Annotated in this window: 30 protein-coding genes; 19 read left to right on the top strand and 11 right to left on the bottom strand. The window is 62.2% G+C overall.

Features of this window, described 5'->3' with window-relative positions; all coding sequences use genetic code 11:
- Nucleotides 1–34: 34 nt before the first annotated feature.
- Entirely contained in the window at nucleotides 35–619 is a 585-nt protein-coding gene (locus GLL_RS22605; RefSeq protein WP_011144374.1) for a hypothetical protein, read from the bottom strand.
- 347 nt (nucleotides 620–966) lie between these two features.
- Here GLL_RS22605 and GLL_RS22610 point away from each other — a divergent pair, with 347 nt between their 5' ends.
- Nucleotides 967–1137, top strand: coding sequence for a DUF2949 domain-containing protein (locus tag GLL_RS22610; protein WP_011144375.1), 171 nt, complete (start codon nucleotides 967–969; stop codon nucleotides 1135–1137).
- 70 nt (nucleotides 1138–1207) lie between these two features.
- Here GLL_RS22610 and lgt read toward each other — a convergent pair whose 3' ends face one another.
- From lgt to GLL_RS22625, 3 genes are all read right to left on the bottom strand, one after another.
- Nucleotides 1208–2011 carry a prolipoprotein diacylglyceryl transferase gene (gene lgt / locus GLL_RS22615; protein ID WP_164929526.1) on the bottom strand — a complete coding sequence of 268 codons (804 nt, stop codon included), beginning with the start codon at nucleotides 2009–2011 and terminating at the stop codon, nucleotides 1208–1210.
- A gap of 8 nt (nucleotides 2012–2019) precedes the next feature.
- On the bottom strand, nucleotides 2020–2262 hold the full coding sequence (locus GLL_RS22620; RefSeq protein WP_011144377.1) for a Ycf34 family protein: 243 nt from the start codon (nucleotides 2260–2262) through the stop codon (nucleotides 2020–2022).
- Between the two features lie 87 nt (nucleotides 2263–2349).
- A complete protein-coding gene (locus tag GLL_RS22625; RefSeq protein WP_011144378.1) occupies nucleotides 2350–3132 on the bottom strand; it encodes a TPM domain-containing protein in 783 nt (260 codons plus the stop codon).
- Between the two features lie 195 nt (nucleotides 3133–3327).
- Between GLL_RS22625 and GLL_RS22630 the strand changes: the two genes are divergently transcribed.
- The 10 genes from GLL_RS22630 to GLL_RS22675 all read left to right on the top strand — a co-directional run bounded on the left by GLL_RS22630 (nucleotide 3328) and on the right by GLL_RS22675 (nucleotide 12217).
- Entirely contained in the window at nucleotides 3328–3810 is a 483-nt protein-coding gene (locus GLL_RS22630; RefSeq protein WP_011144379.1) for a hypothetical protein, read from the top strand.
- The gene (locus tag GLL_RS22635) at nucleotides 3773–4519 is read left to right on the top strand and encodes a pseudouridine synthase (protein WP_011144380.1); all 747 of its coding nucleotides are present in this window, start codon (nucleotides 3773–3775) and stop codon (nucleotides 4517–4519) included. Before GLL_RS22630 ends, GLL_RS22635 begins: the two co-directional genes overlap by 38 nt.
- The gene (locus tag GLL_RS22640) at nucleotides 4516–5304 is read left to right on the top strand and encodes a helix-turn-helix domain-containing protein (RefSeq protein ID WP_011144381.1); all 789 of its coding nucleotides are present in this window, start codon (nucleotides 4516–4518) and stop codon (nucleotides 5302–5304) included. The genes GLL_RS22635 and GLL_RS22640 overlap by 4 nt, the downstream gene beginning before the upstream one ends.
- A 61-nt stretch (nucleotides 5305–5365) precedes the next feature.
- Nucleotides 5366–6412, top strand: a complete 1047-nt coding sequence (locus tag GLL_RS22645) for a rod shape-determining protein (protein ID WP_011144382.1) — start codon at nucleotides 5366–5368, stop codon at nucleotides 6410–6412.
- A gap of 12 nt (nucleotides 6413–6424) precedes the next feature.
- Nucleotides 6425–7663, top strand: a complete 1239-nt coding sequence (gene mreC, locus GLL_RS22650) for a rod shape-determining protein MreC (protein WP_011144383.1) — start codon at nucleotides 6425–6427, stop codon at nucleotides 7661–7663.
- On the top strand, nucleotides 7632–8156 hold the full coding sequence (gene mreD / locus GLL_RS22655) for a rod shape-determining protein MreD (RefSeq protein WP_011144384.1): 525 nt from the start codon (nucleotides 7632–7634) through the stop codon (nucleotides 8154–8156). The genes mreC and mreD overlap by 32 nt, the downstream gene beginning before the upstream one ends.
- 5 nt (nucleotides 8157–8161) lie before the next feature.
- Complete coding sequence (gene bchM, locus GLL_RS22660) at nucleotides 8162–8848, top strand: magnesium protoporphyrin IX methyltransferase (RefSeq protein WP_164929528.1); 687 nt, start codon at nucleotides 8162–8164, stop codon at nucleotides 8846–8848.
- A gap of 127 nt (nucleotides 8849–8975) precedes the next feature.
- Nucleotides 8976–9539, top strand: a complete 564-nt coding sequence (locus GLL_RS22665) for a Uma2 family endonuclease (protein WP_011144386.1) — start codon at nucleotides 8976–8978, stop codon at nucleotides 9537–9539.
- A 249-nt stretch (nucleotides 9540–9788) separates the two neighbouring features.
- Entirely contained in the window at nucleotides 9789–10478 is a 690-nt protein-coding gene (locus GLL_RS22670; protein WP_011144387.1) for a response regulator, read from the top strand.
- A gap of 65 nt (nucleotides 10479–10543) precedes the next feature.
- Nucleotides 10544–12217 (top strand): helicase HerA domain-containing protein, encoded by a 1674-nt coding sequence (locus tag GLL_RS22675; protein WP_011144388.1) that lies wholly within the window; start codon nucleotides 10544–10546, stop codon nucleotides 12215–12217.
- Here the strand turns inward: GLL_RS22675 and GLL_RS22680 are convergent.
- Entirely contained in the window at nucleotides 12214–12774 is a 561-nt protein-coding gene (locus tag GLL_RS22680; protein ID WP_011144389.1) for a CGNR zinc finger domain-containing protein, read from the bottom strand. The two genes, GLL_RS22675 and GLL_RS22680, sit on opposite strands and share 4 nt — an antisense overlap.
- Before the next feature lie 195 nt (nucleotides 12775–12969).
- On the opposite strand from GLL_RS22680, the gene GLL_RS22685 reads away from it, so the two are divergent.
- The 3 genes from GLL_RS22685 to GLL_RS22695 all read left to right on the top strand — a co-directional run bounded on the left by GLL_RS22685 (nucleotide 12970) and on the right by GLL_RS22695 (nucleotide 14903).
- On the top strand, nucleotides 12970–13281 hold the full coding sequence (locus tag GLL_RS22685; protein WP_011144390.1) for a hypothetical protein: 312 nt from the start codon (nucleotides 12970–12972) through the stop codon (nucleotides 13279–13281).
- Nucleotides 13282–13323: 42 nt separating this feature from the next.
- Nucleotides 13324–13689 (top strand): (2Fe-2S) ferredoxin domain-containing protein, encoded by a 366-nt coding sequence (locus GLL_RS22690; RefSeq protein WP_011144391.1) that lies wholly within the window; start codon nucleotides 13324–13326, stop codon nucleotides 13687–13689.
- A 251-nt stretch (nucleotides 13690–13940) separates the two neighbouring features.
- Nucleotides 13941–14903 (top strand): TerC family protein, encoded by a 963-nt coding sequence (locus tag GLL_RS22695; protein WP_164929529.1) that lies wholly within the window; start codon nucleotides 13941–13943, stop codon nucleotides 14901–14903.
- Nucleotides 14904–14952: 49 nt separating this feature from the next.
- Here GLL_RS22695 and GLL_RS22700 read toward each other — a convergent pair whose 3' ends face one another.
- The 3 genes from GLL_RS22700 to GLL_RS22710 form a co-directional block, all read right to left on the bottom strand.
- Complete coding sequence (locus GLL_RS22700; RefSeq protein WP_011144393.1) at nucleotides 14953–16986, bottom strand: potassium channel protein; 2034 nt, start codon at nucleotides 16984–16986, stop codon at nucleotides 14953–14955.
- A 60-nt stretch (nucleotides 16987–17046) separates the two neighbouring features.
- Nucleotides 17047–19128 (bottom strand): ATP-binding protein, encoded by a 2082-nt coding sequence (locus tag GLL_RS22705; protein WP_164929530.1) that lies wholly within the window; start codon nucleotides 19126–19128, stop codon nucleotides 17047–17049.
- 311 nt (nucleotides 19129–19439) lie between these two features.
- Nucleotides 19440–21128, bottom strand: a complete 1689-nt coding sequence (locus GLL_RS22710; protein WP_011144395.1) for an ABC1 kinase family protein — start codon at nucleotides 21126–21128, stop codon at nucleotides 19440–19442.
- 171 nt (nucleotides 21129–21299) lie between these two features.
- Between GLL_RS22710 and GLL_RS22715 the strand changes: the two genes are divergently transcribed.
- Nucleotides 21300–21914, top strand: a complete 615-nt coding sequence (locus GLL_RS22715; protein ID WP_011144396.1) for a hypothetical protein — start codon at nucleotides 21300–21302, stop codon at nucleotides 21912–21914.
- Here the strand turns inward: GLL_RS22715 and lipB are convergent.
- Genes lipB through GLL_RS22730 form a run of 3 tightly spaced genes read right to left on the bottom strand, consistent with a single transcriptional unit; the run spans nucleotide 21898 to nucleotide 24336 of the window.
- A complete protein-coding gene (gene lipB / locus GLL_RS22720; RefSeq protein WP_011144397.1) occupies nucleotides 21898–22566 on the bottom strand; it encodes a lipoyl(octanoyl) transferase LipB in 669 nt (222 codons plus the stop codon). The two genes, GLL_RS22715 and lipB, sit on opposite strands and share 17 nt — an antisense overlap.
- Entirely contained in the window at nucleotides 22566–23774 is a 1209-nt protein-coding gene (gene tyrS, locus GLL_RS22725; protein ID WP_011144398.1) for a tyrosine--tRNA ligase, read from the bottom strand. Before tyrS ends, lipB begins: the two co-directional genes overlap by 1 nt.
- Nucleotides 23775–23799: 25 nt before the next feature.
- A complete protein-coding gene (locus GLL_RS22730) occupies nucleotides 23800–24336 on the bottom strand; it encodes a Ycf51 family protein (protein WP_011144399.1) in 537 nt (178 codons plus the stop codon).
- Between the two features lie 93 nt (nucleotides 24337–24429).
- Here GLL_RS22730 and GLL_RS22735 point away from each other — a divergent pair, with 93 nt between their 5' ends.
- The 4 genes from GLL_RS22735 to rpmE all read left to right on the top strand — a co-directional run bounded on the left by GLL_RS22735 (nucleotide 24430) and on the right by rpmE (nucleotide 25873).
- The gene (locus tag GLL_RS22735) at nucleotides 24430–24693 is read left to right on the top strand and encodes a BolA family protein (RefSeq protein ID WP_011144400.1); all 264 of its coding nucleotides are present in this window, start codon (nucleotides 24430–24432) and stop codon (nucleotides 24691–24693) included.
- 84 nt (nucleotides 24694–24777) lie between these two features.
- A complete protein-coding gene (rplM, locus tag GLL_RS22740; protein WP_011144401.1) occupies nucleotides 24778–25236 on the top strand; it encodes a 50S ribosomal protein L13 in 459 nt (152 codons plus the stop codon).
- Complete coding sequence (gene rpsI / locus GLL_RS22745; RefSeq protein ID WP_011144402.1) at nucleotides 25233–25634, top strand: 30S ribosomal protein S9; 402 nt, start codon at nucleotides 25233–25235, stop codon at nucleotides 25632–25634. The genes rplM and rpsI overlap by 4 nt, the downstream gene beginning before the upstream one ends.
- Before the next feature lie 14 nt (nucleotides 25635–25648).
- A complete protein-coding gene (gene rpmE / locus GLL_RS22750) occupies nucleotides 25649–25873 on the top strand; it encodes a 50S ribosomal protein L31 (RefSeq protein WP_011144403.1) in 225 nt (74 codons plus the stop codon).
- The last annotated feature ends 21 nt before the right edge of the window (nucleotides 25874–25894 follow it).

Raw genomic sequence — 25894 nt, forward strand, 5'->3', positions numbered from 1 at the left:
GCACTACGGCGCTATCGTAGCAGCCGCCCGCCGTCTAGAACTCCTGGCGATCCCCGGGTCCCTGTTCGGTGCGGGTGTAGGCCACCGCCGCGTAGGCCGAATCTTCGGGAAGCTGCGACCAGGCCGCCGGGGCCAGCGACACATCCGCCACCAGCAAACGGCTACCCTCAGCAAGACTGCTGCGCAGCGCCGAAACGATCTGCTCGGGGGCGGCCTGCGACTGTACCTGCCAGACGTTGGCCAGCAGCGGCCGCACCTCGGAACCGGCGGCACTGGAGACGGTCGCGGTATCGAGGGGTTTGTCGAAGGCGATGGTCAACAGCCGGTCGCTGACGTCCTGCTCGACCGCCTCGGTAAAGCGACCGATAAAATCAGCCACTTCCCCCTCCACCCCCGACCAGGCGACGATCGACTTGGAGACATCGACCATATAGAACTGCTCGTCCTCCCCAAGGCGCTCCTTGAGTCGGCGCTGCAAATTAAAGGGCAGATCGGAGCTATTGAGCAACCAGACGTTCTCCATCGGGCGCGCCTGGGGCTTGAGCTCATCGATGAAGCTCACCAGATCCGGATAAGCGCTGAGCGGCTGTTTGAGTTCGTAGGCAAATAAATACAGCATGATCCCTCCGGTATTCCGCGCGATACTCCATCGAAATCATCGTAGGCAGTTACCCATACTCGCTCATCCCCACAAAGGCAGACCCCCCATTGGCCCTTCCCGATCTGCGCTTCTCCACAAAGGTAGACACACACCGATCCGTCCAGCTGCTACAATGCCGCTGCGCTCAAGCGCAATGACTTGTTCGGCCTTGGCCCTGGGGCTACCTTCTCTAGTCGGGCATCATGCCTAGGTATCGCCCGATAGAGACCTGAAGTCCATGGAGTTGATGCTCATTGGCCTGGCCCTCGTCATTCTCACCCTCGCCGACCGGCCCCGCACCCACAGCCGTCGCCCCAACAACGCCGATGGAAACGCCCGCAGTTGAAACCTATTTGCTCACCAATCGGCTTTTGACCGAGCCGCAACTGGTGCGCGCCCGCGAACTGGTGCAACTGTGGCAGGGCAGTCTCCCCATCGTGCTCTGGAAATTGGGCCTTATTGACCTTAACACTTTTGCCATCCTGCTCGAACTCTAGCGGCAGATGGGTCGAGGCAATACCAGCCGGCCCCGGTGCGCCTGACGCACCGGGGCCGCTTGTTCGAGGCTCACGGCGCCTCTTGTCGGGCACTGCGGCGATTGAGCCACCACAGACCGACTGCCCCCAGCACGATTCCGGCGAGGCTGACCAACTGGGCGGTGCGCAGCGGACCCACCATCAGCGAGTCGAGGCGCAACCCTTCGATCCAGAAGCGTCCGACACTGTAGGCCAGGGCGTACAGACAGGCGATGCTGCCGGGCCGCAGATTTTTAAAGCGAAAGAACACAAACAGCAACAGGGCCAGTACCCCCAGGTTCCAGAGCGATTCGTACAGAAACGTCGGGTGGTAGTAGGCAAAGGCGGCCATCCCGGGCGGGCGGTTGGCCTCGGGGATAAACAGTTTCCAGGGCAGATTGGTGGGGGCACCGTAGGCTTCGGAATTGAAAAAGTTGCCCCAGCGGCCAATGGCCTGGCCGAGGATGAGCCCCGGGGCGGCCAGATCTATCATCGTCAGAAGCGAATAGCCGTTGCGGCGGCAAAAGAGCCAACCGGCGAGCAGCCCCCCCAAGATGGCGCCGTGGATGGCGATGCCCCCTTCCCAGATGGCAAACACCTTCCACCAGGGTTCCCCGGCGAAGCGCTGCCACTCGAAGAGTACATAGTACAGCCGCGCCATCGGAATCGCCCCCACCACCAGCCAGACGACCAGATCCGAGAGCACCTCCGGGGCGACCTTGCGCTCGGGGGCCAGTTTCTGCGACAGCAGCGTACCGGCAATGATTCCCGCGAGAATGAGCAAGCTGTACCAGCGGACCGCAAAGCCGCCAATCTGAACGATAAGCGGTCCCGGGGAGGTGAAGCCGGTTTCCATGGGCACCGTCAGGTGGGAATCAATTCACCGGGGCGCAGACGCGACCAGCGGCCGGGATCGCTCACGAAGCTTTCACAGCCGACCACGTCCCACTCCATGCCCTGGCCGTAATCGTAGATGTTGACGTTGATGACCGGATGAATCGGCTCGAAGGAAGGTTCCTCCGTCAGGTGCGGCTGCTGGTGGATGGTCTCGACCTGGTGATAGGTCTGGCAACGATCCACGAGCGCGCAATTGATGCAGATGCACATAGGCGGATCCTGTGGAGAGCACGGGAGGGCGACAAGCCTCCCATCGCCTCAAGGCTAGCATCCCAAGCCGCAGGCGACCGATCCGGATCAACCTTCCGAGAGGTTGGGATCTTGCCGCTCGCGCTTGGGCGAGGGGATCAAAAAGCCCACCAGCCCCCCCGCCAGAAATCCGCCGAAATTCTGGACAATCAGCGACCAATCGGAGGTGCGGGTGAGCACCGGGCCGAGGCCGAAGGCCACGAACAAAATGAACCACATCGGTGAGGACACCAGAAAGCCCTTCCAGCTGAAGTAACCACCCCTGTCGCGGCCGTGGCTGGCAAAACCGGCCACCAGACCGCCGCAAATCGAAAGCACAAAGGTGAACAGCCAGTGCTCGCGCGGAATGCCCGGTACCGAGGCGCGCCCACCCTGGCGGATCGACACGTCGATGGCGTTGACCGTCTCCATCAGCGCTTTGCTGCGGCCGTTCTCCTGGACGTAGAACAGATTGCCGTAGCGGCCCTGCAGTTCCTGCCAGAAAACCCGCGGCAGCTTCTCGCGCACCGCCATGCCGATGTTGAAATCGAGGGGGTTGTTCTCCAGGACATTGAGCACCACCAGGATCGATCGTTCATCGAGTCCCCAGTAATCGCGCACCGCCCTGCCGGGCGACTCGATTTTTTGGGTCAAAACCCGCACCTTGAAACCGGAATTTTTCTCCAGTGCCGTCAGCTGCCGGCCCAGCACTTGGCGCTGCTGCGGCGTCAATTGCTCGGCGATATCCAACACCGGCACCGGCGGCTGCGGGAGGTTGACCTCGGCCCGCACTGCCGGACACGCGAGTGCCAGCCCCAATAATCCACCGAGAAGCCAACCCATCCTGCCCATAGAACAACCCGCGTCCTTTTTTTCAAGTGTAATGGTGCTGGTGAGGATTGGCTCATCTGCTTATTTACAAAGGTTGCAGTGGGGGGAGCGGAAATTTGCGGACGACCCACTCTTTTTCGATAGCCGAACGGCTATGATTGTGGGCGATAAGGACGGCAGATGAGCGAAGTTCTCTAGAGTTGTTGGCAGTAGCCTATGGATCTGCAGGAAGCGCTAGAGAAGATATGGGAGAGCCAGCGCTACCAGACCAAGTCTCCCCTCGAAGCGCTCAAGTACCTCCAGCAGGAGGTGCTGGAGGCGCAGCTTGCCTGGCTGCGCAGCAATCCCGACAAAGCCCGTCAAAAGATTTGTGAGGCCCTACCCCGCCTTCTGGTAACGATGCGGCTGTTGGGACTCGATCCGCAAGGAGTGCTCGAGCAGAAGGCGGCCGGGGCTACCCAGCGCCAGCGGATCATGTACATCATCGGCAACCGCGTCGAGGTGCGCGTCGGCGACGAGTTGCGCGGCAGTTGGACGATCTGGTCGGAGGAGGATCTGCGCGAGGTCCACAACCTGGCGCGGGAATTTGAATGTATCCTGGTTCACACCCCCCCCGAAGATGCCAACAGTTACCAGGTAGGTTTTTTCAACAGCGGCGGCAATGGGAGCAGCTATCCGTCTTCAAAAGCTTCTGGCTGAGCACGGTATCGCCTCCCGCCGTAAAGCGGAGGCATTGATCGTCTCAGGTCAGGTGTGCGTCAACGGCACGGTCGTCGATCGGTTGGGCACTCGGGTCGATCCCCAAATTGATCTCATCGAAGTGTTCGGCCAGCCGTTGCACTGCATGCCGCCGTTGCTCTATGTCCTTTTGCACAAGCCGGTCGGTTGGCTTTCGACCTGCTTTGATCCGCGTGGGCGGCGGACGGTACTCGATTTGTTGCCGGCTGAATGGCGGACGGGCCAGGGTCTGCACCCGGTGGGCCGTCTCGATTGCGACAGTTCGGGGGCATTGATTGTCAGCAACGATGGGGAGTTCACCTTCCGGCTTACCCATCCGCGCCACCAGTTGCCTAAAACCTATCGAGTCTGGGTGCGTGGCCGACCGACGGCGGCAGTACTCGGGCGCTGGCGCGCGGGCGTCGTGCTTGAGGGCCAAAAGACGTTGCCGGCGGCGGTCACGGTCGTGAGCCGGGCTGCTGAGGCGACGGAGCTGGAGGTTGTCCTGGTCGAAGGCCGCAACCGCCAGATCCGCAAGGTGGCCGAGCTTCTGGGGCATCCGGTCGAGCGGCTGCACCGCACGGCCATCGGCCCTGTTGCCCTGGCGGGACTGCCCCCGGGCGCCCACCGTTTATTATCCGCTTCTCAAATCGAACGACTACTGCAAGCCACTGGAACCTTCGACTTATGACAACCGAGAGTTTTCAACCCGACTCGCTCAAATCGGTGGGCTCATTGCTTGCGAGAGGCCGCCAGCAACGCGGCTGGTCGGTTGACGACGTCTCGGAGCGTACGCGCATCCCGAGGCGCTATTTGCTGGCTATCGAAAGCGGCCAGACTGACCATCTGCCGGAGCCGGTGTACGTGCGCGCCTTTATCCGCAAGTACTCCGACCTAGTTGAACTTGACGGCACAGAACTGCTCAGAGAACTGCAACCCGCCGCTGCGGCCGCCGAAGCAGTGACGGCCGGTACCCCCATCGAGCGGGCCAGTGCCTCGCTCGGCAAGCCGACTTTGCGCCCCTTTCACGCCTGGTTGCTCTATGGGGCCCTGGTGATCCTGGCCCTCGGAGGATTTTCGTACCTGCAGCGCTCGCAAGAACCCGAGGTGGTCTCGGCGGTCAAACCCACCAAGCCCGCACCGACCAAACCTGCCCAGGGCAAAACCCAGAAGCCGCCCGCCAAACCGACAACCCAGGGGGCCGGTGCTTTCGGCCCGCCCGCCCCCGCTTCTAAGGGATTGCAGATGCAACTTGCGATGACCCAGGCCTCCTGGGTGCGGGTGATCGCCGACGGCCGCAAGGCCTTCGAAGGCGAATTGCCCGTGGGAGCAAAGCGCGACTGGCAGGCCGAAAAGCAATTTACCGTACGGGCCGGCAACGCCGGGGGCGTGCTCATTACCCTCAACGACCGCTCCCTTGGACAGCTAGGCAAATCCGGGGAAGTCGTCGAGCGCGTCTTTCGTCCGGAACCCTGAACAGACCGCGAATCTTCTCTGTGTTAGGATCCCCATCGAGTCATCCGTGTGAGGGTGTTGCGTGGGCCTTTTCAGTCGGTTTTCCCGAGACATGGGAATCGACCTGGGTACAGCCAATACGCTGATCTACGTCGCCGGTCGGGGCACGGTGCTCTTCGAGCCGAGTGTGGTCGCCCTCGACGAGCGCACCGGCAAAGCCCTGGCCTTCGGCGAAGCCGCCCGGCAGATGCTCGGGCGCACCCCCGGCAGCGTTGTCACGATCCGGCCTTTGCGCGATGGGGTGATAGCCAACTTCGACGTCACCGAGATGATGCTTAAGCACTTTATCCAGCGCGTGCACAATGGGCAGTACCTTGTCTCCCCGCTGATTGTGATCGGGATTCCAAGCGGGGTGACCAGCATCGAGCGGCGGGCGGTGATGGAGGCGGCCATCCGGGCGGGGGCGCGGGAGGTGCGCCTTGTGGACGAGCCGGTGGCGGCGGCTATCGGTGCCGGTTTGCCGGTGAGCGAACCGACCGGCACGATGATTGTCGATATCGGTGGCGGTACGAGCGAAGTGGCGGTCCTCGCCCTCAAAGGCACGGTGCTCTCCGAGTCGGTGCGCGTCGCGGGCGACGAACTCACCGAATCCATCGGCACCTATCTCAAGAAAGTGCACAACCTGGTAATTGGCGAGCGCACCGCCGAGGGGATCAAGATGCAGTTGGGCACAGCCTATCCCCAGCGCGATGAGGCGGCCGGCAAAATGGAGGTGCGCGGCCTGCATCTGCTGTCGGGGTTGCCGCGGACCGTGGTGGTCCGGGCGGCGGAGATCCGCGAAAGTATGCACGAACCGCTCTGCGCGATTGTGGAGGCGGTCAAGCGCACCCTGGAGCGCACACCGCCGGAATTGGCCGCCGACATCGCCGATCGCGGCATCGTGCTGGCGGGGGGCGGAGCCCTGCTGCGCGGTCTGGACGATTTGATTTCCGATGAAACGGGGGTAGCGGTGCACGTCGCCGAGAATCCGCTCGGTTGTGTGGCCCTTGGCATCGGCCGCGTACTCGAAGACTTCCAGCGTTTGGAGCGGGTGCTGGGCGGCAGCATCAAGCGGCTGAGCGATCGATAGAGGGGTGCAGCGGTGGTTGAGCGGCTCAGGCGGTGGTGGATACGGTTTGGACTGGTCGCGGTGGCGGGGCTGCTGGCCTTGGGTTTGGGCTGGTGGATGCGCCAGTCGGGCGGCGCGCTCATCGCGGATCTATTTGGCCTGGCCGCTTCGCCTTTTGTCTACGCCGGTCCGACCCCCGCTCAAAAGCGGGACGATCGCGCAAGCCAGATGCAGGGACGCCTGGAGGCGCTCTACTACGAAAACCGGGAACTGCGCAGTCTGCTTGAACTGGAGGAGAAGCTCGACCTCAAGACGATCACTGCCCAGGTGATCGGCCGCAGTGCCGATCACTGGTGGCAGGGCATGGTCGTCAACCGCGGCGGCGAGGACGGCGTGAAGGTGGGTTCGTCCGTGCTCAGCGACGGCGGCGCGGTGGTCGGCCAGATCAGCGAGGTCTCGGCGCGCACCAGCCGCGTGCTGCTGCTGTCGGATCCCGGCTCGCAAGTCGGGGTGATGGCGGTGCGCCCGCGGCTGATGGGTATTCTGCAGGGGCGACGGCGCGAGCAGGCGACGGTCGAATTTTTTGAGCAGCAACCGCTCAAACCCGGCGAACTGATCGTTACCAGCGGCCTCAGTTCGCGCTTTCCCGCCGGTCTGCCGGTGGGCCGGGTGGTGGGCCTCGACAAGAACCAGGCCGTACCCCGCGTCAAGATCGCATTTCTTGCCCCGATCGGCCGCCTCGAATGGGTCAAGATCTACCCCGGTGAGCCCGCCGTCAAGATTGAACCGCCCCCTCCACCACCTCCACCTCCGATTGCTGAGCCGGCGGCCCCCCAACCCGCAGCCAGTACGCCCACCGGGGCAACGACCGCAAAACCGGCACCCCCCACCCCCAGCGCCCCCGCCGAAGTGACGATCGCCAAGCCCAAAGCGGCAGTGCCGCCCGCAAGCACACCGCTCGTTCCCAAACTCAAGCCCTCGCCCGCACCCGAACCGGAGGGACAAACCCCGCCGACCTTCCCGCTCAAACCGGCGGCCAGCCCGCGCCTTTCGACCCCCGATACGGACATCGCACCGGGCGGTACCCCGAAGCCGGCTGTTCCCCGTCCCTCCGAAGCGCCCGCCCCTTCGACCACTCCCGAGTCGGTTCCAGCCGAGGCGCCCGCTCCGCCTCCCGCCTCCAGTACCACCGCGGGCGAAGGCGCCGTCAGTCCCGAAAATCGCAATGGAGCCCCCGCCGATGCAACCCTCTCTGCTCCGCCAATCTATTAACGCGATCGGCACCCTGGTCTCGGCCGTCTGCGCGCTGCTGGCGCTGTTTGCGCCGGTACCGGGGTGGGCGATCGCGGGCATCGGCGTCGATTGGCCGCTCATCTGGGTAATTTGTTTCAGTATCCGCCGGGCACCCCTGCCGGCGGGGATCGCGGGGCTGGCCATGGGCTGGGCGCAAGACGGCCTGACCATCGCCCGTCCCACCCACGCCCTGGGCCTCGCCCTCGCCGCGGTGCTCACCGCCCGCCTCGAAAAGCAGCGCTTCATCCAGGAGGACTTTATCTCGGTGGCCCTAATTACCTTCGCGATGGCCGTGCTCTCCGAGACCTGCATCGCGGTGCAGTATTCGCTGATGGGCGTGCTGCCCCTGGCTGAAATCTGGTCGCACCACCAGTCGGTGGCCCTCGGTTCGGCACTGATCAGCAGCCTGTGGGCACCGATCGTCTACATGCCTCTACGCTGGTGGTGGCGCGAGCCGGTTCCCTTAAAATAAGTTCTATGAATGACAAGCTGATTGTTCGCGACTATTTCAACAACACCGGTTTTGAGCGCTGGCGGCGCATCTACGGAGACGAGGCGGTCAACCGCATCCAGCATTCGATCCGTGTCGGCCACCAGCGCACTTGCGAGCGCGTACTCGAATGGCTGGGCGATGTGCATGACCAATCGATCTGCGATGCGGGCTGCGGATTGGGCAGCCTCAGCTTTCCGTTGGCCGAGCGCGGTGCCCGGGTATTCGCCACCGACATCTCCGAGAAGATGATCCTCGAAGCGCGCCGCAGGCAAAAGTCGCGGCTCCCCGACAGTGACAATCCCCGCTTCGAAGTGCTCGAACTGGAGCAAATCGACGGCCGCTACGACACCGTCGTCTGTCTGGACGTACTCATCCACTATCCCCTTGACCAGGTGGAGAAAATGCTCGCCCACCTGAGCAACCGGGCGGGCGAGCACCTCATCCTCACCTACGCCCCCAAAACCTTGCTGTTTGCTGCCCTCAAAAAAGTCGGCGAATTTTTTCCGGGGGCAAACAAGACCACCCGCGCCTACCAGCACCGCAGCGAGGACATCGAGGCGATCCTGACACGGTTGGGCTGGAAGATCCTCAGGCGGGCGGCCATCGACGACAAGTTTTATTTTGCCCGCCTGGTGATGACGGCGCGCTCCGCGTCTGCAGTGGCGGCATAAGACTTACAAGAGGAGATTAATCATACCCACCCCTGGGCTGGGCACGGTTCGCCCTTCTATTTTCAGGTGCGGGCCGACCCTTCCTCCTTGGCGACTACACTGAGAACCAAGCACAACAGCAATCCCGATGGTTCCCAACCCCCTCCGCTGGACAACCCGAGATCTTGGTGCCATGCCCGACGATGGCGGTTGGAAACGCTACGAAATCATCGATGGAGAACTGTTGGTGACCCGCGCCCCCCATATTCGCCATCAGGCCGCAGCGGGCAAACTGCACGTTCGCCTGGAAACCTGGTCAGAGGTGACTGGTTTGGGGAGCGCTTTCCAGGCGCCAGGAGTGATTTTCTCCCCGACCGATGCAGTGATTCCTGATGTCGTTTGGATTGGCCGAGAGCGCCTCGCCGACGGCATCGATGGGGCAGGACATCTAACCGTTGCCCCTGAACTGATGGTCGAAATTCTCTCTCCCGGCGAACTCAACGAACAGCGGGACAAAGAAGTCAAACTCAAACTTTACTCCCTGCACGGGGTTCAGGAGTACTGGATTGTCAATTGGCAACTGAAAACCCTGGAAATTTATCGCCGCACAGACGCCCAGCTCCAACTCGCCGCCACTCTCCTCAGAAGCGATACCCTCACCTCACCCCTACTGCCGGGATTCAGCACCTCCATTGCTCAATTATTTCTGTGAACCAAGGTGCCCTGCCCCCTTTTTCTAAGGGGATCAAATGAGAAACATGCAGCATATATCGCACATTTGGGGGTGTCGATCCGTCTCTTGATCGAGCAGACTGAGGGAGGAGATGGGTGCGTAGGTCACGTGCGCCCCATACCTTGAGCGAACCGCAACTGTACTCGGCGACATATCTCTTCAGACAAGTGGCCGCTGCTGGTGCCCGGTTCTATGATGAGTCGCATACACCCGGAGACAAGGCCTCACATGTCCGCGATCCGCGTAGTTCTGGTAGAAGATCACGACCTCACCCGCGCCGGAATGCGCATGACGCTTCAGCAGCACGACAGCGTGCAGGTGGTGGGCGAGGCGGCGAACGGCCAAGACGGATTGAAGCTCATCTCCAAAGAAAAGCCCGACATCGCCATCGTTGATATTGGCCTGCCGGATATCGACGGTATCGAGGTGACCCGCCGCCTCAAAGCCGAAGACCCCGAGGTGCGGGTGCTGATTCTCACCCTGCGCGACAACGACCAGACGGTGCTTGCCGCCTTTGCCGCCGGGGCCGATTCGTACTGCATGAAGGACATCGGCTCGGCGGACCTATTCGCGGCTTTGCAGACCACCCGCGAGGGCCACTCCTGGATCGATCCATCCATCGCCCGCACGGTGCTGGGGCAGATCGGCAGCCAGCCCGCCGCTGGAACCAGTACTGTGCAGATCAATGCTGCCGAACCCGAGTTCACCCAGATCCTCGAAGCCTCGCCCCTGACTGAGCGCGAACTGGAGGTGCTGCAGCTGATTGTCGAGGGCCGCTCCAATCAGGATATTGCCGACCAGCTCTACATCACTGTAGGCACCGTCAAGACCCACGTGCGCAATATCCTCAGCAAGCTGTGCGCCGACGACCGCACCCAGGCGGCGGTGACCGCGCTACGCGCCGGGTTGGTGCGTTAGAACCCCTTCCTGTAGTGCCAATTTGCCCGAGCACGCTACAATTAGCGGAACGTGAGCAGGTGGCCATGCAGGAACGCTTTCCCAATCAGTTTCCACAACCGGGGGCGGCCAAGCCGATCGGCACTGTCGTGCAGGGATCGCTCAGCGAAGGGCTCGAAGTCCGGCTCAGCCCGGAGGTTTCCGTCGAAGAGATGCGCGTGGGCAAGTTCTGTGTCGTCTACGGGCGGCGGACGCGCTTTTTCTCGATGCTCACCGATGTTACCCTGGGCACCGCGAGCCCCAAGATTCTGATGAACCCCCCGGCCCCGGAGGACGATTTTCTTTTCGAGGTGCTCTCGGGTACGAGCACCTTCGGCACCGTGCAACTCACGCCGATGCTGATGTTCGAGACTGTGAACGGCCAATCGGAATTGCGGCCGGTCAAGACGATCCCTTCGCACTTTTCGCAGGTGCACGAGGCGACTTCCTACGATTTTCAAATGGTCTTCGGCTCCGAGGAAAACCCCGACAAGAAAAACTTTTACGTCGGGATGCCCCTCGACATGGACGTGCCGGTCTGTCTCGATCTGGAGCGCTTTGTCGAGCGCTCCAACGGCATCTTCGGCAAATCCGGCACCGGCAAATCGTTTCTGACCCGTCTGATTCTTTCTGGGGTGATCAAAAAAAACGCCGCCGTCAATTTGATCTTCGACATGCACTCGGAATACGGCTGGGAAGCAGCCAAGGAGGGTAAAGAAGCTTCCACCGTCAAGGGCTTGCGCCAGTTGTTTCCGGGCCACGTGCAAATGTACACCCTCGATCCGGATTCCACCCGCAGGCGCGGCGTGCGCGACGCGCGGGAGTTGTTTATTTCCTACGATCAGATTGAAGTCGAAGATCTGTCGCTCATTCGAGGGGAACTGAACCTCTCGGAGGCGAGTATCGAGAATGCGAATATCCTCCGCCACGAGTTTCAGCGCGGCTGGATCGGCACGCTCCTGTCGATGAGCGGCGGCGAGTTGCAGGAATTTTGCGAATCGAAAGGGGCGCACTTCGGTTCGACGATTGCCCTGCAGCGCAAGCTGCTCCGGTTGCAGGATTTGCGCTATATCAAGCCGGTGTGTCCGGCCAACTATATTGGCGAAATTCTCGATCATCTGGCGGCGGGCAAGAACGTCGTCATCGAGTTTGGTTCACAAGGATCGCTCCTCAGCTACATGCTCGCCGCCAATATCCTCACCCGCCGCATCCACGAAGCTTATGTGCGCAAGGCCGAACTCTATTTGCAGACCAAAAAGCCCACCGACAAACCGCGCCAGCTGATCATCACCATCGAGGAAGCCCACAAATTTTTGGACCCCAAGACCGCCCGCCAAACGATTTTCGGCACGATCGCCCGCGAGATGCGCAAGTACTTCGTGACGCTGCTGGTGGTCGATCAGCGCCCTTCAGGCATCGACAACGAGGTGATGAGTCAGTTGGGTACCCGGATCACCGCTCTATTGAATGACGACAAGGACATCGACGCGGTCTTCACCGGTGTTTCCGGCGGCCAGACCTTGCGCACGGTGCTCGCCCAACTCGACCCGAAGCAGCAGGCCCTTGTGCTTGGCTACGCCGTGCCGATGCCGGTGGTGGTGCGCACCCGCAGCTACGACGAGCAATTTTATAAAGAAGTCGGTTCTCCAGACCCGGCTGAGATGGGCGATGAGGAGCTGTTTCGGGAAGCGGAACTGGCCAATCAAGATCTGGGGTTTTAAGCGCCCGTCTGTTCGGCGCGCTGACGTTTGCGAAAACGGCGCACCTTCATCAAATTGGCGCAACCGTCATCACACCAGCGCTTGCCGCAACACTTGCTCTCGTCGAAGAAGACCCAGCGACAATCGGGATTCTCGCAAATCTTGATGCGCCGCAGGTTGCCCGTGCCTAGCAGTTCAGCAAATGACGCGGCGATTTCGGCAAGGACCCAGGGCCAATCCTGGCAGACAGGCGTCAACTGCAGCCGGTAGCCCTCCTCACCGCAACAGACGAGCCGGCGGCTGGTGGGGGCTGCCTGCAACACCCTATTGAGGGCATCGAGGTCGGCGGCGGCCGGCGGCTCTCCCGCCGCAACCGCATCGACAATCCGCCGCAGCAGATGTCTCAACTGTACCAGCGACTCCAGTTCGCCGCCGTCGGGAGCTTCGACCGCCGCGAGGCCCCAGCGGTTGAGAAAGCGCACCAGCCAGTCGGGATCGCTCAGCCGATCCTCGCTGCGCCCGCTGCCGCAGTGGTCGTGCCGCTCGCTGTTGATCAGCTCAAAACAGAGGACATCCATTCACAAGTAACGTGATAAAATTGGGTTGACGGTTACGAATTGGGCGTTTACGATGCTTATGTAACCAGCATAATATTTTTTGGGCGTTACGGCGAGTTGTCGTTGGCCTGCCGCCCTGCCGAGATTTCTGCCCCGCGCCACCTCGACGCTGCTTGTGGGACGGGTGCTGTTCGGTCGTTGTCCTTCTGGAGAATTATGATGCATCTCAAGCTGGCGAAGCTGACCCATTACCTTACGCAGTGGACGATTTTCTTTTTGCTGGCCGTCGCCATCTGGATTTACCAGACCTTGTTTTTGCAGCCGGTGAAATTGCCCCCCGCGCCGCTCGCTGTGGCCCCGCAAACCAAGGTGGTTACACCTCCCGAGCGCGATAGCGACCTGCGCGATCCCGAATACGTGGTCACGCCGCGCGGTACCTTTGCCCGCTACCGCATCGGCAGCGAGCACTTCTTCTACCGCGACGGCAAGCTCGTGCGCCAAACGCCCGTTTACTTGCCGAAGCTATAGGGTGCCAGGAGGTTACATTGGACTGGCCGCGAGGGCCGCACGATGTCGCCTGTTCCCATCCAGATTTTTGCCTGCCAGAATCGCACCTGCCGTCGCGACGGTAGTTCCGCGGTGCTCGCCGCGCTCGAAGGCGAACTGGCCTGCTGCGGGTTGAGCGACCAGGTGGAGTTGCAGGCCACCGGATGCCTCAGCCAGTGCGGCAACGGTCCGATGCTGCTGGTGGTGCAGACCGCCACCGGCCGGCAGATCTGGTACGACCGGGTGCGGCCGGAGGAAATGCCGCTGGTCGTCCGCCGACACCTTATCGAGGGCAAGCCGGTCACCGACATGCTCTACCGTACCAAGCATCCAAAGCGTTCTTTTCCGGAGTGGTCGCCCCTACCCCCCCCCTGGCATACCTCCCCTTGAGCTGGGGTAACCATAGAATGTTTTGATGTCTACTGGCTCAAAACATTTAATGCAATCGATGCGCTTTTGATACCTTAGAGATGGATGGGGAGTAGCCGCCCGCGCTTGCGGGGCAGTCGGTCGTCAACCCGAAGCGTTTGCTTCCGGTCGATTGCATGTGCCGAGGCACGATTGGCGAGACCACCACGACGAAAACTGCCGTGGGGTCTGCCTGTCAGATCCGATACCTGCGGTCACTGCTGGAGGTGAATATGGATTCTTTGTGGATCTGGGTTGGTTTCAACGCTTTTGTGCTGGGGATGCTAGCCCTCGACCTGGGGGTGTTTCACCGCAAATCCCACGCGGTTTCTTTTAAGGAAGCCCTCACCTGGAGCGGCGTCTGGATCGCTCTGGCGATGGTTTTCAACGTTGGTCTTTATTTTTGGATGGGACCGGAGCCGGCGCTCGAATTCTTTACCGGATACCTGATCGAAAAATCGCTGAGCGTCGACAATATCTTTGTGTTCGTGCTCATCTTTTCGGCCTTCAGCGTACCGGCCATCTATCAGCATCGGGTGCTCTTTTGGGGGGTGCTGGGGGCGCTGGTGATGCGCGGCATTTTGATCTTTGCCGGTGCGGCTCTGTTGAAGGAGTTTCACTGGATCATCTACATCTTCGGGGCGTTTTTGGTGTTCACCGGTATCAAGATGGCTTTTCCCGAAAAAGAAGAAAAGGACATCACCCAGAACCCGGTGCTCAAGCTGGTGCGTCGGTTGATCCCGGTCAGCGACAACTACGTCGAAGATCGCTTTTTCATTCGCAGAGCGGGTCGGTGGGTGGCCACCCCGCTGTTTCTGGTGCTGCTGCTGGTGGAGACTACCGATCTTATCTTCGCGGTCGACTCGATCCCGGCCATCTTCGCGGTCACGACCGACCCGTTTATCGTTTACACCTCGAACGTGTTCGCCATCCTCGGTCTGCGCTCGCTGTACTTCGTGCTGGCCGGTGTGGTGGGCAAGTTCCACTACTTGAAGCTGGCGCTGTCGGTCATTCTGACTTTTGTCGGCACCAAGATGCTGCTCATCGACATCTTCAAAATCCCGATCGCCGTCTCGCTGTTGGTGATCGTGAGCGTGCTGGCCGTTGCGGTTGTCGCTTCGATCATGCGCGCCCGCCTGCTCGATAAGGAGCGTGAACGCCAGGAGCGCGAACTGGCGCTTGACCGGCGCGAGTAGGCGCCTGCAGATTGCTATGCGGCCAGGAGATTTTGCTTCTGGCCGCTCGTTATTCGGGAAAGATGCCGGTGTTGGACACTCCAGGGTCGCTCAGAACACGGGCATTCATGCCGACGCGCTCCAGTTCGCCCACCAGGCGGTGGGCCTGGTGGCGGTAGAGGGGGCAGGGCAACGTGCCCGGAAGCGCCTCCAGCCAGTGGGTGGCCTCCGGAATGCTGCAGCCGCAGATGCGCACCAGCATGTAGGTCGCCTCGCGCCGGATGTCGTCGGCGCGGGGTGCTATTGCCGACACGCGCCAGCCGGCCGGGTGGGGATCGCCCTGCTCGATACGTCTGAGCGCTGCGAGGCTGGCAAGGACCACCAGCCGGTCGCCCGGGTCGAGGCGGGCGTCAAAAGGCGGCATCAATTCCGCCGGTTGCGCCGGTTTCTGGTGCAACAGCGCCACGACGTCGTAGCCGAAGGCAATCCGCGAAAGAACCTGGCCCGCCAGTGTATCACCTGTTTCGATGCGGTATTCGGTCACCAGCACCGTCTGCTCGCCCAGCCGGAACAAATCGAGTACCTTTTCGCCGAAGGCCGCGCCCACGAATGCCTCGGCGGCAAGATTGTAAGCATTTAAGATCTTTGCCCCCGGCAACAGTTCGGTGAGGTTGGCGCTGAAGCGTGGGTCGGAGGTGCCCAGCACCAGCCTCGCCCCTGGGTTGTGCTCCTGGGCCATCAGTCCCACTTCGAGATTGACCAGTTCGTCTTCGGTGGCAACGACAACGCTGCGGGCGCTCTCCAGGCCCAATTCAGCCAGCACCGCCATCGGCTCGCCCACCACCACCGGCAGCTGGGGCAGGTCCGCGGCATCGAGGCCATCGCCGTCCACACCGACCACGGGTTGCCCCAGCTCGAGCAGATAGCGGGCGATGCGGCGGCCGATGGCCCCCAGGCCGATGACGACGATGTGATCGCGCCGGGGAGCGGCGGGGCGGCGGGAGGCAAATTGAAAGCGCGAGACCAACAAGCTCTGGGTAATCAGCGCGTAGAGCACCCCCACGAAGGCGGCCCCGGCCAGGGTGAGCAGGAGGCTAAAGAGGCGCAGCCACCAGGGTAGAACTTCTTTGGGTTGGATTTCACCAAACAGATCGCCGTAGCCGCCCAACAGCAGGATTGCCGTGGTATAGAAGCTGTTTTCAGGGCCGATCGCCGGGTCTGCCAGCCAGAAAAGCCCCGATCCCAAGGTGAGCAGTACCAGGACCGTCAGGACACTGACCAACGCGACTCTGGCGGCCTGCTGCCGCTCGGAGCGCCAGAGTTTCTCGGCGGCAGTTTTGAGCTTGCGGATCACCATACCAAACGTCACTGTCAGACGCCTCGCCGCGGCCATCGAGCGAAAATCCGGGCCTTCCGCCTCCGCCACCTCGACGCAGGTGACCATTTTTTCGGCTTCGAGCATTGCCTGTGGATCCCAGTCGTAAAAGTTGGGAGTTGACCCGTAATCGAGAACCCGCCGCAGGCGGCTGTTGAGCTGATGGACATAGCGGTATCCGGCCCAGTACGGCTCGGCGGGCCGGTAGGGGCGGCGCACCACCCGCAACAGCCGGCCGTCAAGGGAGAACAGTCCCGCCGTGCCGTCGTCCATTGCCGCGAGGGCAAAGGCCGGTGCCGGCAACTGGTTGGCTTCGAAGGCGACAAAATTACCCAGACGCTCCGCCAACAGCGCGTTGAGGTTCTGCTTGCCCGAGCGCAGTACCAGGCGTACGCGGGGGTTGAGCCTGCGGGCTGCGAAAGCTGCTTCAATGTTGACTTTCTCGTCGCCGGTCACCAACAGCACACTGCGGCAGCGGTAGATGCCGGCCTTCTCAAGCACCGTCGGCTGCAGACAGTCACCCACCACCAGTGCTTCGAAAGCCTCCGCTAATCCGGGTACTTCCCAGGATCCCGGCGCGGCACGATCGATAGCCACGACCCGCACGCCAAAATCTTTGAAGGCCGCCGCGCACTGCTGCCCAAAGCTCCCCAGGCCGCAAACCAAAAACCGATCCAACACGGGGGGATCGTCGTGATAGCGGCGATTGTCGTCCGCCCGTCCACTCATCGCCCGGTGCCGTCGGAGGTGACCGCTTCAGCCTAGCAGCGAGCGGGAAAGCGAGAACTGCTAAGTGGTGGCCCGATAGCGCTCCGAGCGGCGCCCCAGGTTCGCCACCAGGGCGACCAGTTCGATAGGCTCGGCGGGCTTGTTCAAAAAGGCATCGATCCCGCTTAAAAAAGCGCGCGCCCGGTCCCTGGCGGTAGCGCAGGCGGTGAGCGCGAGCACCGGTAGGAACTGGTTTTGGGCGTGCAACGCTTCAAGCAGCGCGTAACCTTCTGTGCCGCCCACGCCCAGATCGACGATCAGTACATCCGGCCTGAGCCGTTCGAGCAGTCCGAGGGCTGCACTCGCCGATTCGGCAGTCATCACTTCGGCCTTGCAGCCATGGAGCACTTGCTGAATAGCCCGGCGGGCCTGGAGGTCGTTGTCCACCACCAGCACGCGCAAGCCCGCAAGCCAGTCGGCCGCCTCCGGGGGCAACTCCTCGGCAGGAAACACTTCGGCGGCATCGGGCGGCGATTCGATTTTGCCGATGCGCACCGGCATCAGCGGCAGGCACACGGTAAAGGTTGCCCCCTGGCTCTTGCCGAGGCTCTGGACCTGCACGGAGCCGCCGTGGGTCTCGACGATGTGGCGCACCAGCGACAGGCCCAACCCCAAACCGCCGTGCAGGCGGGTGCTGCTGCCGTCCGCCTGGCGAAAGCGGTCGAAGACGTAGGGCAAAAATTCGGGGCCGATGCCGACCCCGGTATCGGCGACGGCGATTGCAACGGCGTTGGCGACGCAGCGCATCGACACTTCGATGCGGCCGTCGGGTGGTGTGAATTTGACGGCGTTGGAGAGCAAGTTGGCTACCACCTGCAGCAAACGCCTGCGATCTCCCGACACCAGCCCGGCATGGGGATCGAGCCTCAGCTCGAGACGGATGCGTTTGGCCTCGGCGGCTATGCGCTGGCCGGCCACGGCCGCCGAGACCACCTCAGCCATCTCGACCGGCTGAACCTGGAGGTTGAACGTGCCCGCGGCGATGCTCGACATGTCGAGCAGGTCTTCGATGAGCTGGGCCTGGGCTTGGGCGTTGCGCTCGATAATCTCGACGGCGCGCCGGGCGGTCTCGGTGTCGAGGCGGCCCCGGCGCAACAACCCGGCAAATCCGAGGATGCCGTTGAGCGGCGTGCGCAACTCGTGGCTCAAGGTGGCCAGAAACTCGTCTTTGAGGCGGTTGTTCTGCTCAGCCAGCTCGCGGGCGCGCTGCTCACGCTCAAGCAACGCCTGATGCTCCTGCCCGGCGCGCCGCTGCTCGGTGACGTTTCTTTGGACCGCAATAAAGTGGGTGAGCTTGCCTGTCCCATCGCGCACCGGCTGGACCTCGATCGCAAGCCAGTACTGATCGCCGTTTTTGCCGTAGTTGAGAATCTCAACGGTATAGCCCTCGCCTCTTTGGAGGCGCTCGCGCATGTACATGACCGTCGCCGGGTCGGTCTGTGGTCCTTGCAGCAGCGCCCCCGGGTTGTGACCGCGAACTTCGTCTAGAGTGAAGCCCGTCAGGGCGGTGAACCCTGCGTTCACCCAGACGACACGGCGCTCGACATCGGTAATCACCACGGAGTGGTTGGTGAGTTGGGCGACGGCTGCCAGGGTCGGCAGGTCGGCATCGCCGCCGCTGAGCAGTTGTTCGAGGCGCTCTCGCTCCTGCTCGAGACCAGCCAGCCGCTCCTCGGCGAGCCGGCCCGCGGTCACATCGTGGGTGACCATGGCATAGCCGGACACCTGTCCATCGGGGTTGCGCAGGGCGCTGAGCACCACCTCGGCCCAGAAGCGGCTACCGTCGGGCCGCACTCGCCAACCCGTCAGCGCGATGCGGCCCTGGAGGCGCGCTTCTTCGAGGTCCTGTGTGGGCCGTCCCCGCTCGCTGTCCTCGTGCGCATATAGACAACTGAAATGCCGGCCAAGGGGATCCCCGGCGCACAGGCGTTCGGACCCGGCACTGCGGCCGACAATGGTGCCTTGCCCATCGAGAGTGAGGATCGTGTAATCCTCGATATCGTCGATAAGCAGGCGTAGGCACTCAGACAGGCCAATGCCTTCCTCGTCACTCGAGGATTCGGCAGTCGTGTCGTGGCATGGTTGATCCTGCGGACCTGCCATCGCTTTCCCCCCTGGTGTGGCGGTGCCTAGCGGCTGCTGTTCCACCCCACTTCTATTCAGCTGGTAGTGAAGGAAAACGGGCTCTAGAAACTGAAAGATTTTTAGTCAATTGCGGGCCGATCGGAGTCTGTCTTGCGATAGATAGACGGCAGCGACACCCTCACCGGTCAGAAAGAAAACTAGCAAGATTGAGCATGGTTAACCTGACAGAGACCGTGACAACTACCCTGATGGCAGAAGACGCTCCCGCGGCGATGGACAACCTCGTCGAGATCCTGGGCGAGTTCGACCTGAACGCCCGGTAAAGCCCTTTAGCTGCGCAGGACGGGCTGGGCGGCCGGGGGGGTGAGGCGCTCGCGCAGGCGGTCGAGGGCCTGATCGACGAGCTTGCGCGGCTGGATGGCCGGGCGGACCAGATTCCAGAGACGCCCCAGCTCGTGAGTGTGCAGGCGGTCGCCCTCGGTAAGGGCCAGCACCAACCGCTCACGGATAAAGGATCCGTCCTTGGAAAACAGCGATTCGAGGCCGTACTGAGCCGCGGGCAGCAGGTCGAAACTGCCGCCGGTGCCTGCGATCTGGATGAGGTTTTCGAGGCGGTGCCACTGGAAGCGGCCGTCTTTGAAGAGAATATCCAGCAGACGCTGGCGCAACCGGGGCGATTCGCCGGTGAGCAGGCGGCGGGCCACGTAGGGGTAAGCCACCTGGATAATCTTAAAATCGGGGGTCAGCGAGAGGGCGATTCCCTCCTGGGTGATCAGCGAACGGATGATCAGCGCGAACTTGGCGGGCACCCGGAAGGGGTACTCGTACACCAGGTCCGAAAAACGATCGGTGATCGTCTTGAAGTTAAAATCCTGGACCTTCTGGCCGATGATGTCCCCCAGAACCAATTCCAGGGCGGGCACGATGGGAGCCACGTCGGTGCCGGGGGCGAGAAAGCCCAGTTTGACGTAATCGTGGGCAAGCGCCTTGTACTCGCGGTTAATCAGGTGCACCAGCGAATCGACGAGGTTTTCTTTAGTTTCCTCCGAAAGCTGGTCCATCATCCCGAAGTCGATGTAGGCCATGCGGCCGTCGCGCATCGCAAACAGGTTGCCCGGGTGCGGGTCGGCATGAAAAAATCCGTATTCCAAAAGCTGCTTGAGGCCTGCCTCGACGCCGATGCGCACCAGCGATTCGATGTCGAGCCCGGCGGCTTTGACCGCGGCGACATCGGTGAGCTTAATGCCGTCGATCCACTCCAGGGTGAGCACTTTGCGGCTGCTGTAGTCGCGGTAGATCCTGGGCACATAAACGGTCGGGTCGCTCTCGAAGTAGCGGGCGAAGCGCTCGGCGTTGGTCGCTTCGTTTTCGTAGTCGATCTCTTCAAAAAGCTTGTTGCCGAATTCATCGACGATGCTCGCCAGGTCGTGGCCCAGATTCAACGGCAGCCGGCCTGCGAAGCGCGCGCAAAACCAGCGCAACAGGGTCAGGTCGAGGGTGAGCTTGCCCACCAGGTCGGGGCGCTGCACTTTGACGGCCACCTTTTCGCCGGTGTGCAGTTGGGCACGGTAAACCTGTCCCAGCGAGGCGGCGGCCACCGGCGTCGGGTCGATGCGGGCGAAAACTTCTTGGGCGGGGCGGCCCAGTTCGCTTTTGATGTACTCGAAGGCGACCGCGTTATCGAAAGGAGGCAGCTGATCCTGCAGCCGGGTCATCTCCTCCATGTAGTCCTTGGGCAGCAGATCCGGCCGCGTCGAGAGCGCCTGACCCACCTTGATGCTGCCGGGACCGAGGTCGGTGAGCAACTGCCGCAGTTGCGACGCCCGCTTGCGCCGGTTGCGCTCGATAGAGCCGCTCAGCTTGTCCCCCCAGAGCTGCAGGCCAAAGATCAAAAAGGCAAAGCTCACAGCGAGGGCACGGCGTAAAATCACCAGCGGACGTCTGCGGTAGTAGGCGCCTATGAGTTGGGGATCGTAGCTGCGCAGATCCTGAATGCTTGCGAGGTGGGTGCTGCTCACGCCGGTACGGCTTTAAACGAAAGTTAACTTCTTTTTACCATTGTCACCGATTCTTCACCGCGGATCAACGTGCAGACGGCAAAATGTTCGCCCGGCTACACTTGCACAAAGCGACAGTTGCTTTAGTATGAAAAAGTTCCGGGTGAGGCAATTGCAAGGAGCAGGGCGGCGATGCGGATAAGCGTCCTTTGGCAAGGCCTGCTGGTGTCTGTACTGCTGATGCCTGTCCTGCTGCCGGTGCAGGCGGCTTCTGCGATGGCGATGGTCCAGGTGCACTTCGACGATGCGAGCGGTGAGCTGAAGCGCATCTCGGGCGACCTGGGTCCGGCGCAGACTCCCGAGATGCTCCGCACGACAATCGACAAATACCGTGCCTTGTTTCTGGATCCCGAGGCGCTGACGGGGTTGCGTTTCACCCGGCTGTCGTTTGTCGACAACACCGAAATTTATCAATTCCAGCAAACCTACGAGGGACTCGAAGTCTTCGGTTCCTCGCTGATTGTGAGTGTGTCCAACGGCCGGCTCAAGACCCTCATCAACGACCTGCGGCCCAATTTGCAACTGGATACCCGCCCGGGCATCGAGCGTGAGGAAGCCGAGCGCGTCGCCCGCGCCGCCTTGCACTCGCAGAAGGAGCAGGCGCGCACACGGCTGGTGGTCTACGCCCGCTCGGAGGAGTTGGCGATTCTCGCCTACGCCGTCGCCTTCGACCGCTCGACGGTGCTCGTGGACGCCCGCAGCGCCCGCATTATCGGCGTCGAACCGCAGTTCAGCAGCCCGGCTTGACGGCGAGGCACGCTTCAAGAGCACCCGGTTCGCACTGTACCCCGAAGACGCGGGCAAAGGCGCACGCCACCACCGGTTGCACCTGCTCTACGCTGACTCCCGGACACAGCTGAACAAGCGAGCCCACCGGCCGTGTCAGGCCGCAGGGGACGATCCGGGCAAAAGCATCCAGATCCGGGTCCACGTTGAGGGCGAAGCCGTGCATCGTCACCCAGCGCGAGACCTTGATGCCGAGGGCGGCGATTTTCCGGCCGCCTGCCCACACTCCCGTAAAGCCCGCCTCTCGCTCGCCCTGTACCCCAAAATCGGCTAGAACCTCGATGAGTACCTGTTCGAGGGTGCGCAAATACCAGTGCAAATCCTGGCGGTAGCCGGTCAGATCGAGAATCGGGTAGCCCACCAGTTGCCCCGGGCCGTGGTAAGTGACTTCACCGCCGCGCTCGGTGCGGTACAGTTCGATGCTCGCCGGATCCACGAGCACATGTTTGGCGTCGGCGCCCTGGCCGAGGGTGTAGACCGGCGGGTGTTCCAGCAGCATCAGCACGTCCGGCCGGTCGCGATGGGCGATGCGCGTCGCCATCAGTTGCCGCTGCCACTCCCAGGCGGTTAGGTAGGGAACCAGCCCAGGCTCGATGAGCAGGCAACGCCCCATCAGCTCGGCACCAGGCGGCGAAAGTGCTTTTTGCCCACCTGCAATACCGCCCCCGTCAGTTCCGCCGCCTCGGCAAATCCGCAGTTCGGATCGGTTATCCGCTCCTGGTTGAGGCGCACCGCCCCGTTTTTGATCTGGCGCATGCCTTCGGAGACAGTCGGGCACAGCCCGGCTGCTTTGAGCAAGTTGGCAAGCCGCACCGGAAAGGCGATCTCGGTCAGGGAGAACTCCGGCACCGCCTCCAGATCCGCACCGGTCCCGCCGGAGCCGGTGACCATGGCTGCCGCCGCTTCCTGGGCGCGCAGAGCCTGCTCGGGCGAGTGCAGCCAACCGGTGACGGCGAGGGCCAGGCGTTTTTGCCGCTCGCGGGGGTTGGCGGACAGGGCAGAGACGCTCAAATCCGTGAGCAGCTCGAAGTACGTTTCCACCAGGGCGTCGGGGGTCTTCTCCAGCTTCGAGTACATCGTGAGCGGGTCTTCGGTGACGCCCACGTAATTGTCGAGGGATTTGGACATTTTCTTGACGCCGTCGAGGCCCACCAGCAACGGCACCGTGAGGGCAAGCTGCGGCTTTTTGCCGAACAATTCTTGCAAGTTGCGGCCCATGAGCAAGTTAAAGCGTTGGTCGGTCCCGCCCAGTTCGATGTCGGCGTCGAGGGCGACCGAGTCGTAGCCTTGCATCAGCGGGTAGAGAAATTCGTGCAAGTAGATGGCCGTACCCGCCTCGTAGCGCTGGCCAAAGTCCTCTTTGGCGAGCATCTGGGCGACGCTGGTGGAGGCGAGGAGCTTGATAATTGCGGCCAGATCCAGACCCGATAGCCACTCGGTGTTGTTGCGCACTTCGAGTGTGTCGAAATTCAGAATCAGCCGGGCCTGGTCGAGATAGGTTTCGGCGTACTCCTCGACCTCAGCGGCACTCAGGCGCGGGCGGGCTTCGGACTTGCCGGTCGGGTCGCCTATCTGGGCGGTAAAGCCGCCGATGAGCAAGATGGCGGTGTGGCCCAGATCTTGAAATTCGCGCAATTTGCGCAGTACGACCGTGTGCCCGAGGTGCAGATCCGGCCGGGTCGGATCGATCCCCAGTTTGACGCGCAGGGGCATTCTAGCGGTTTCAGCATCCGCGAGGCGCCGGGTGAGCGCCTCCGCTCCGCCCGGGAAAATTTCTGCCACGCCGTGCCCACTCAGGCGCTCCACTTGCCGCTCGTCCATCGTCGTTTTGCAACGGTTCAACCACCTATTTAACGGGCTTGGCCGTCTCGCCGGCAATGCGGCGCGCCTCGGCAAGGGCCGCTTCGTCCACTTTGATCGCAGGCTCCTGCTCCTGAGTCTGCCCGGCTTTGCGCTCGAGGGAGCCCACGTAGAGGACGCGCGTCACCCCGGGCCGGGGGTGTACCACCGTGCGCGCTTGGATCAAGAACGTCCCGCCCCCGGCGAGGCTGCGGCCGGTGGAACGCAGATCCACCGCCGCCTGGCGCAGCGTGGTGGCGAGCGCCGCCACAGTGATGGTGGGAGCGACGACGATCACCGCCCGGTTCGCCCCCCGGTCGAAAACGATGCTGAATTTTTCGGCTCCCGGCACCTTTGGGCGGACGATCGAAGGCAGGATGGCGAGGGTCCAGACCCCTGAGGTGAGCACGACCAGAAACGCGGTGGTGCCGAAGGCCCGAAAGCGCCATTTCTGCTTGGTCAGCCAGGCCACCAGGGTCACTGCCGCCGCCAGGATGGTGACGATCCCGAGGATATTGCCCACCTGTGTAAAAAACTCGCCCACGCGCTTTGCCTGTCCCAATCGCCGTTATCATGATCGTCCAAAAAACGGCGTTTGTTGGGATAACAATAAAAGGGCAGCTACAGGTCGGCTTCGATGGACACAGAAGACGTGCGCGCCCTCATCCTCCAGACCTTTCCCGACGCCTCCGTCGAGGTGCAGGATTTCACCGGCACCGGCGACCATTTTCAGGCCATGGTCGTCTCGGAGCGCTTCGCCGGCCTCACGATGATCAAGCAGCACAAACTGGTCTACCAGAGCGTGCAAAATTACATCGACGACGGTCGTATCCACGCCTTGGCTCTGCGCACCTACACCCCCGAGCAGTGGCGGCGCGCCTCGGTGCAGGTCGAACTCTAGCCTTCTCACCGGTTTTTGAGAAATCGGGTTAATTGTGTATAATTCTAATTTGTGTGCGCAACGGCACCACAGGAGCCATTGACCGTGACAGCTAAGACATTTCTCCCCGCAGTTGACGAAATTGAGCGTCGCTGGCTGGTGGTAGATGCCGCCGGGCAACACCTTGGGCGGCTGGCGAGTGTCGTCGCCAATCTCATTCGGGGCAAGCATCGCCCCAACTTCACGCCCCACCTCGACACCGGCGACTTTGTGATCGTCGTCAACGCCGAAAAAGTCGAAGTAACCGGCAAAAAGTCCAGCCAGAAGCTTTATCGCCGCAGTTCCGGCCGCCCCGGCGGCATGAAAGTCGAGACCTTCAGCCATCTGCAGGCGCGCTTGCCCGAGCGCATCGTCGAGAAGGCCATCTGGGGCATGCTTCCCCACACCCGCCTCGGCCGCCAGCAATTTACCAAGTTAAAAGTCTACAAGGGGCCAGCCCATCCCCACGCCGCCCAAAAACCCGAAGTCTTCGACCTGAGCACGGTCCTTGGAGGTCACTCGTGAGTCAAAATGCAGCCGTCTATTGGGGCACCGGCCGCCGCAAGTGCGCCATCGCCCGCGTGCGCCTCGTGCCGGGAAGCGGCGAACTGGTGATCAACGGTCGACCGGGCGATGAGTACCTGCACTTCCGTCAGCCGCTGATGAGCCTGGCGAAGGCGCCGCTAGAGACGTTGGGCCTCGAAAATCAGTACAATATTATAGTGAACGCGTCCGGTGGCGGCGTGGCCGGCCAGGCCGGTGCCATTCGCCTGGGGATTGCCCGGGCGCTGTGCGAGTTGTCCCCGGACAACCGTCGGCCCCTCAAGGTCGAGGGTTATCTCAGCCGCGATCCCCGCGCCAAGGAGCGTCGCAAGTACGGCCTGAAGAAGGCCCGCAAAGCCCCTCAATTCTCCAAGCGCTAGCAGAGGCAAATCCCATGCCCAAGGCCGGTATTCATCCTCGCTACGAGGAGGCCCGCATCGTCTGTGGTTGCGGTGCCATTTACGAGACCCGTTCCACCAAACCCGGCGTCACCAACGTCGAGATTTGCGCCAACTGCCATCCCTTTTTTACCGGGCAGCAGAAAATCGTCGACGCCGAGGGCCGCGTCGATCGCTTCCTCAAGAAGTACGGCAATGTCCAGCCCCGCACCAAGCGCTAAAGCCGCCATGTACCGTTGTGC

Source organism: Gloeobacter violaceus PCC 7421, assembly GCF_000011385.1.
Taxonomy (GTDB): Bacteria; Cyanobacteriota; Cyanobacteriia; order Gloeobacterales; family Gloeobacteraceae; genus Gloeobacter; species Gloeobacter violaceus.

What these genes read in the sequence shown, in the direction of transcription:
- GLL_RS22680 (WP_011144389.1), bottom strand. Translation starts at nt 12,774, where the DNA reads ATGGATGTCCTCTGTTTTGAGCTGATCAACAGCGAGCGGCACGACCAC.
- rpmE (WP_011144403.1), top strand. Translation starts at nt 25,649, where the DNA reads ATGCCCAAGGCCGGTATTCATCCTCGCTACGAGGAGGCCCGCATCGTC.
- GLL_RS22620 (WP_011144377.1), bottom strand. Translation starts at nt 2,262, where the DNA reads ATGTGCATCTGCATCAATTGCGCGCTCGTGGATCGTTGCCAGACCTAT.
- GLL_RS22630 (WP_011144379.1), top strand. Translation starts at nt 3,328, where the DNA reads ATGGATCTGCAGGAAGCGCTAGAGAAGATATGGGAGAGCCAGCGCTAC.
- GLL_RS22675 (WP_011144388.1), top strand. Translation starts at nt 10,544, where the DNA reads ATGCAGGAACGCTTTCCCAATCAGTTTCCACAACCGGGGGCGGCCAAG.
- GLL_RS22605 (WP_011144374.1), bottom strand. Translation starts at nt 619, where the DNA reads ATGCTGTATTTATTTGCCTACGAACTCAAACAGCCGCTCAGCGCTTAT.
- GLL_RS22700 (WP_011144393.1), bottom strand. Translation starts at nt 16,986, where the DNA reads ATGAGTGGACGGGCGGACGACAATCGCCGCTATCACGACGATCCCCCC.
- GLL_RS22685 (WP_011144390.1), top strand. Translation starts at nt 12,970, where the DNA reads ATGATGCATCTCAAGCTGGCGAAGCTGACCCATTACCTTACGCAGTGG.
- GLL_RS22665 (WP_011144386.1), top strand. Translation starts at nt 8,976, where the DNA reads ATGGTTCCCAACCCCCTCCGCTGGACAACCCGAGATCTTGGTGCCATG.
- mreD (WP_011144384.1), top strand. Translation starts at nt 7,632, where the DNA reads ATGCAACCCTCTCTGCTCCGCCAATCTATTAACGCGATCGGCACCCTG.
- lgt (WP_164929526.1), bottom strand. Translation starts at nt 2,011, where the DNA reads ATGGAAACCGGCTTCACCTCCCCGGGACCGCTTATCGTTCAGATTGGC.
- GLL_RS22690 (WP_011144391.1), top strand. Translation starts at nt 13,324, where the DNA reads ATGTCGCCTGTTCCCATCCAGATTTTTGCCTGCCAGAATCGCACCTGC.
- GLL_RS22670 (WP_011144387.1), top strand. Translation starts at nt 9,789, where the DNA reads ATGTCCGCGATCCGCGTAGTTCTGGTAGAAGATCACGACCTCACCCGC.
- GLL_RS22610 (WP_011144375.1), top strand. Translation starts at nt 967, where the DNA reads ATGGAAACGCCCGCAGTTGAAACCTATTTGCTCACCAATCGGCTTTTG.
- bchM (WP_164929528.1), top strand. Translation starts at nt 8,162, where the DNA reads ATGAATGACAAGCTGATTGTTCGCGACTATTTCAACAACACCGGTTTT.
- GLL_RS22695 (WP_164929529.1), top strand. Translation starts at nt 13,941, where the DNA reads ATGGATTCTTTGTGGATCTGGGTTGGTTTCAACGCTTTTGTGCTGGGG.
- GLL_RS22625 (WP_011144378.1), bottom strand. Translation starts at nt 3,132, where the DNA reads ATGGGCAGGATGGGTTGGCTTCTCGGTGGATTATTGGGGCTGGCACTC.
- lipB (WP_011144397.1), bottom strand. Translation starts at nt 22,566, where the DNA reads ATGGGGCGTTGCCTGCTCATCGAGCCTGGGCTGGTTCCCTACCTAACC.
- GLL_RS22705 (WP_164929530.1), bottom strand. Translation starts at nt 19,128, where the DNA reads ATGGCAGGTCCGCAGGATCAACCATGCCACGACACGACTGCCGAATCC.
- GLL_RS22735 (WP_011144400.1), top strand. Translation starts at nt 24,430, where the DNA reads ATGGACACAGAAGACGTGCGCGCCCTCATCCTCCAGACCTTTCCCGAC.
- GLL_RS22715 (WP_011144396.1), top strand. Translation starts at nt 21,300, where the DNA reads ATGCGGATAAGCGTCCTTTGGCAAGGCCTGCTGGTGTCTGTACTGCTG.
- GLL_RS22640 (WP_011144381.1), top strand. Translation starts at nt 4,516, where the DNA reads ATGACAACCGAGAGTTTTCAACCCGACTCGCTCAAATCGGTGGGCTCA.
- tyrS (WP_011144398.1), bottom strand. Translation starts at nt 23,774, where the DNA reads ATGGACGAGCGGCAAGTGGAGCGCCTGAGTGGGCACGGCGTGGCAGAA.
- GLL_RS22635 (WP_011144380.1), top strand. Translation starts at nt 3,773, where the DNA reads ATGGGAGCAGCTATCCGTCTTCAAAAGCTTCTGGCTGAGCACGGTATC.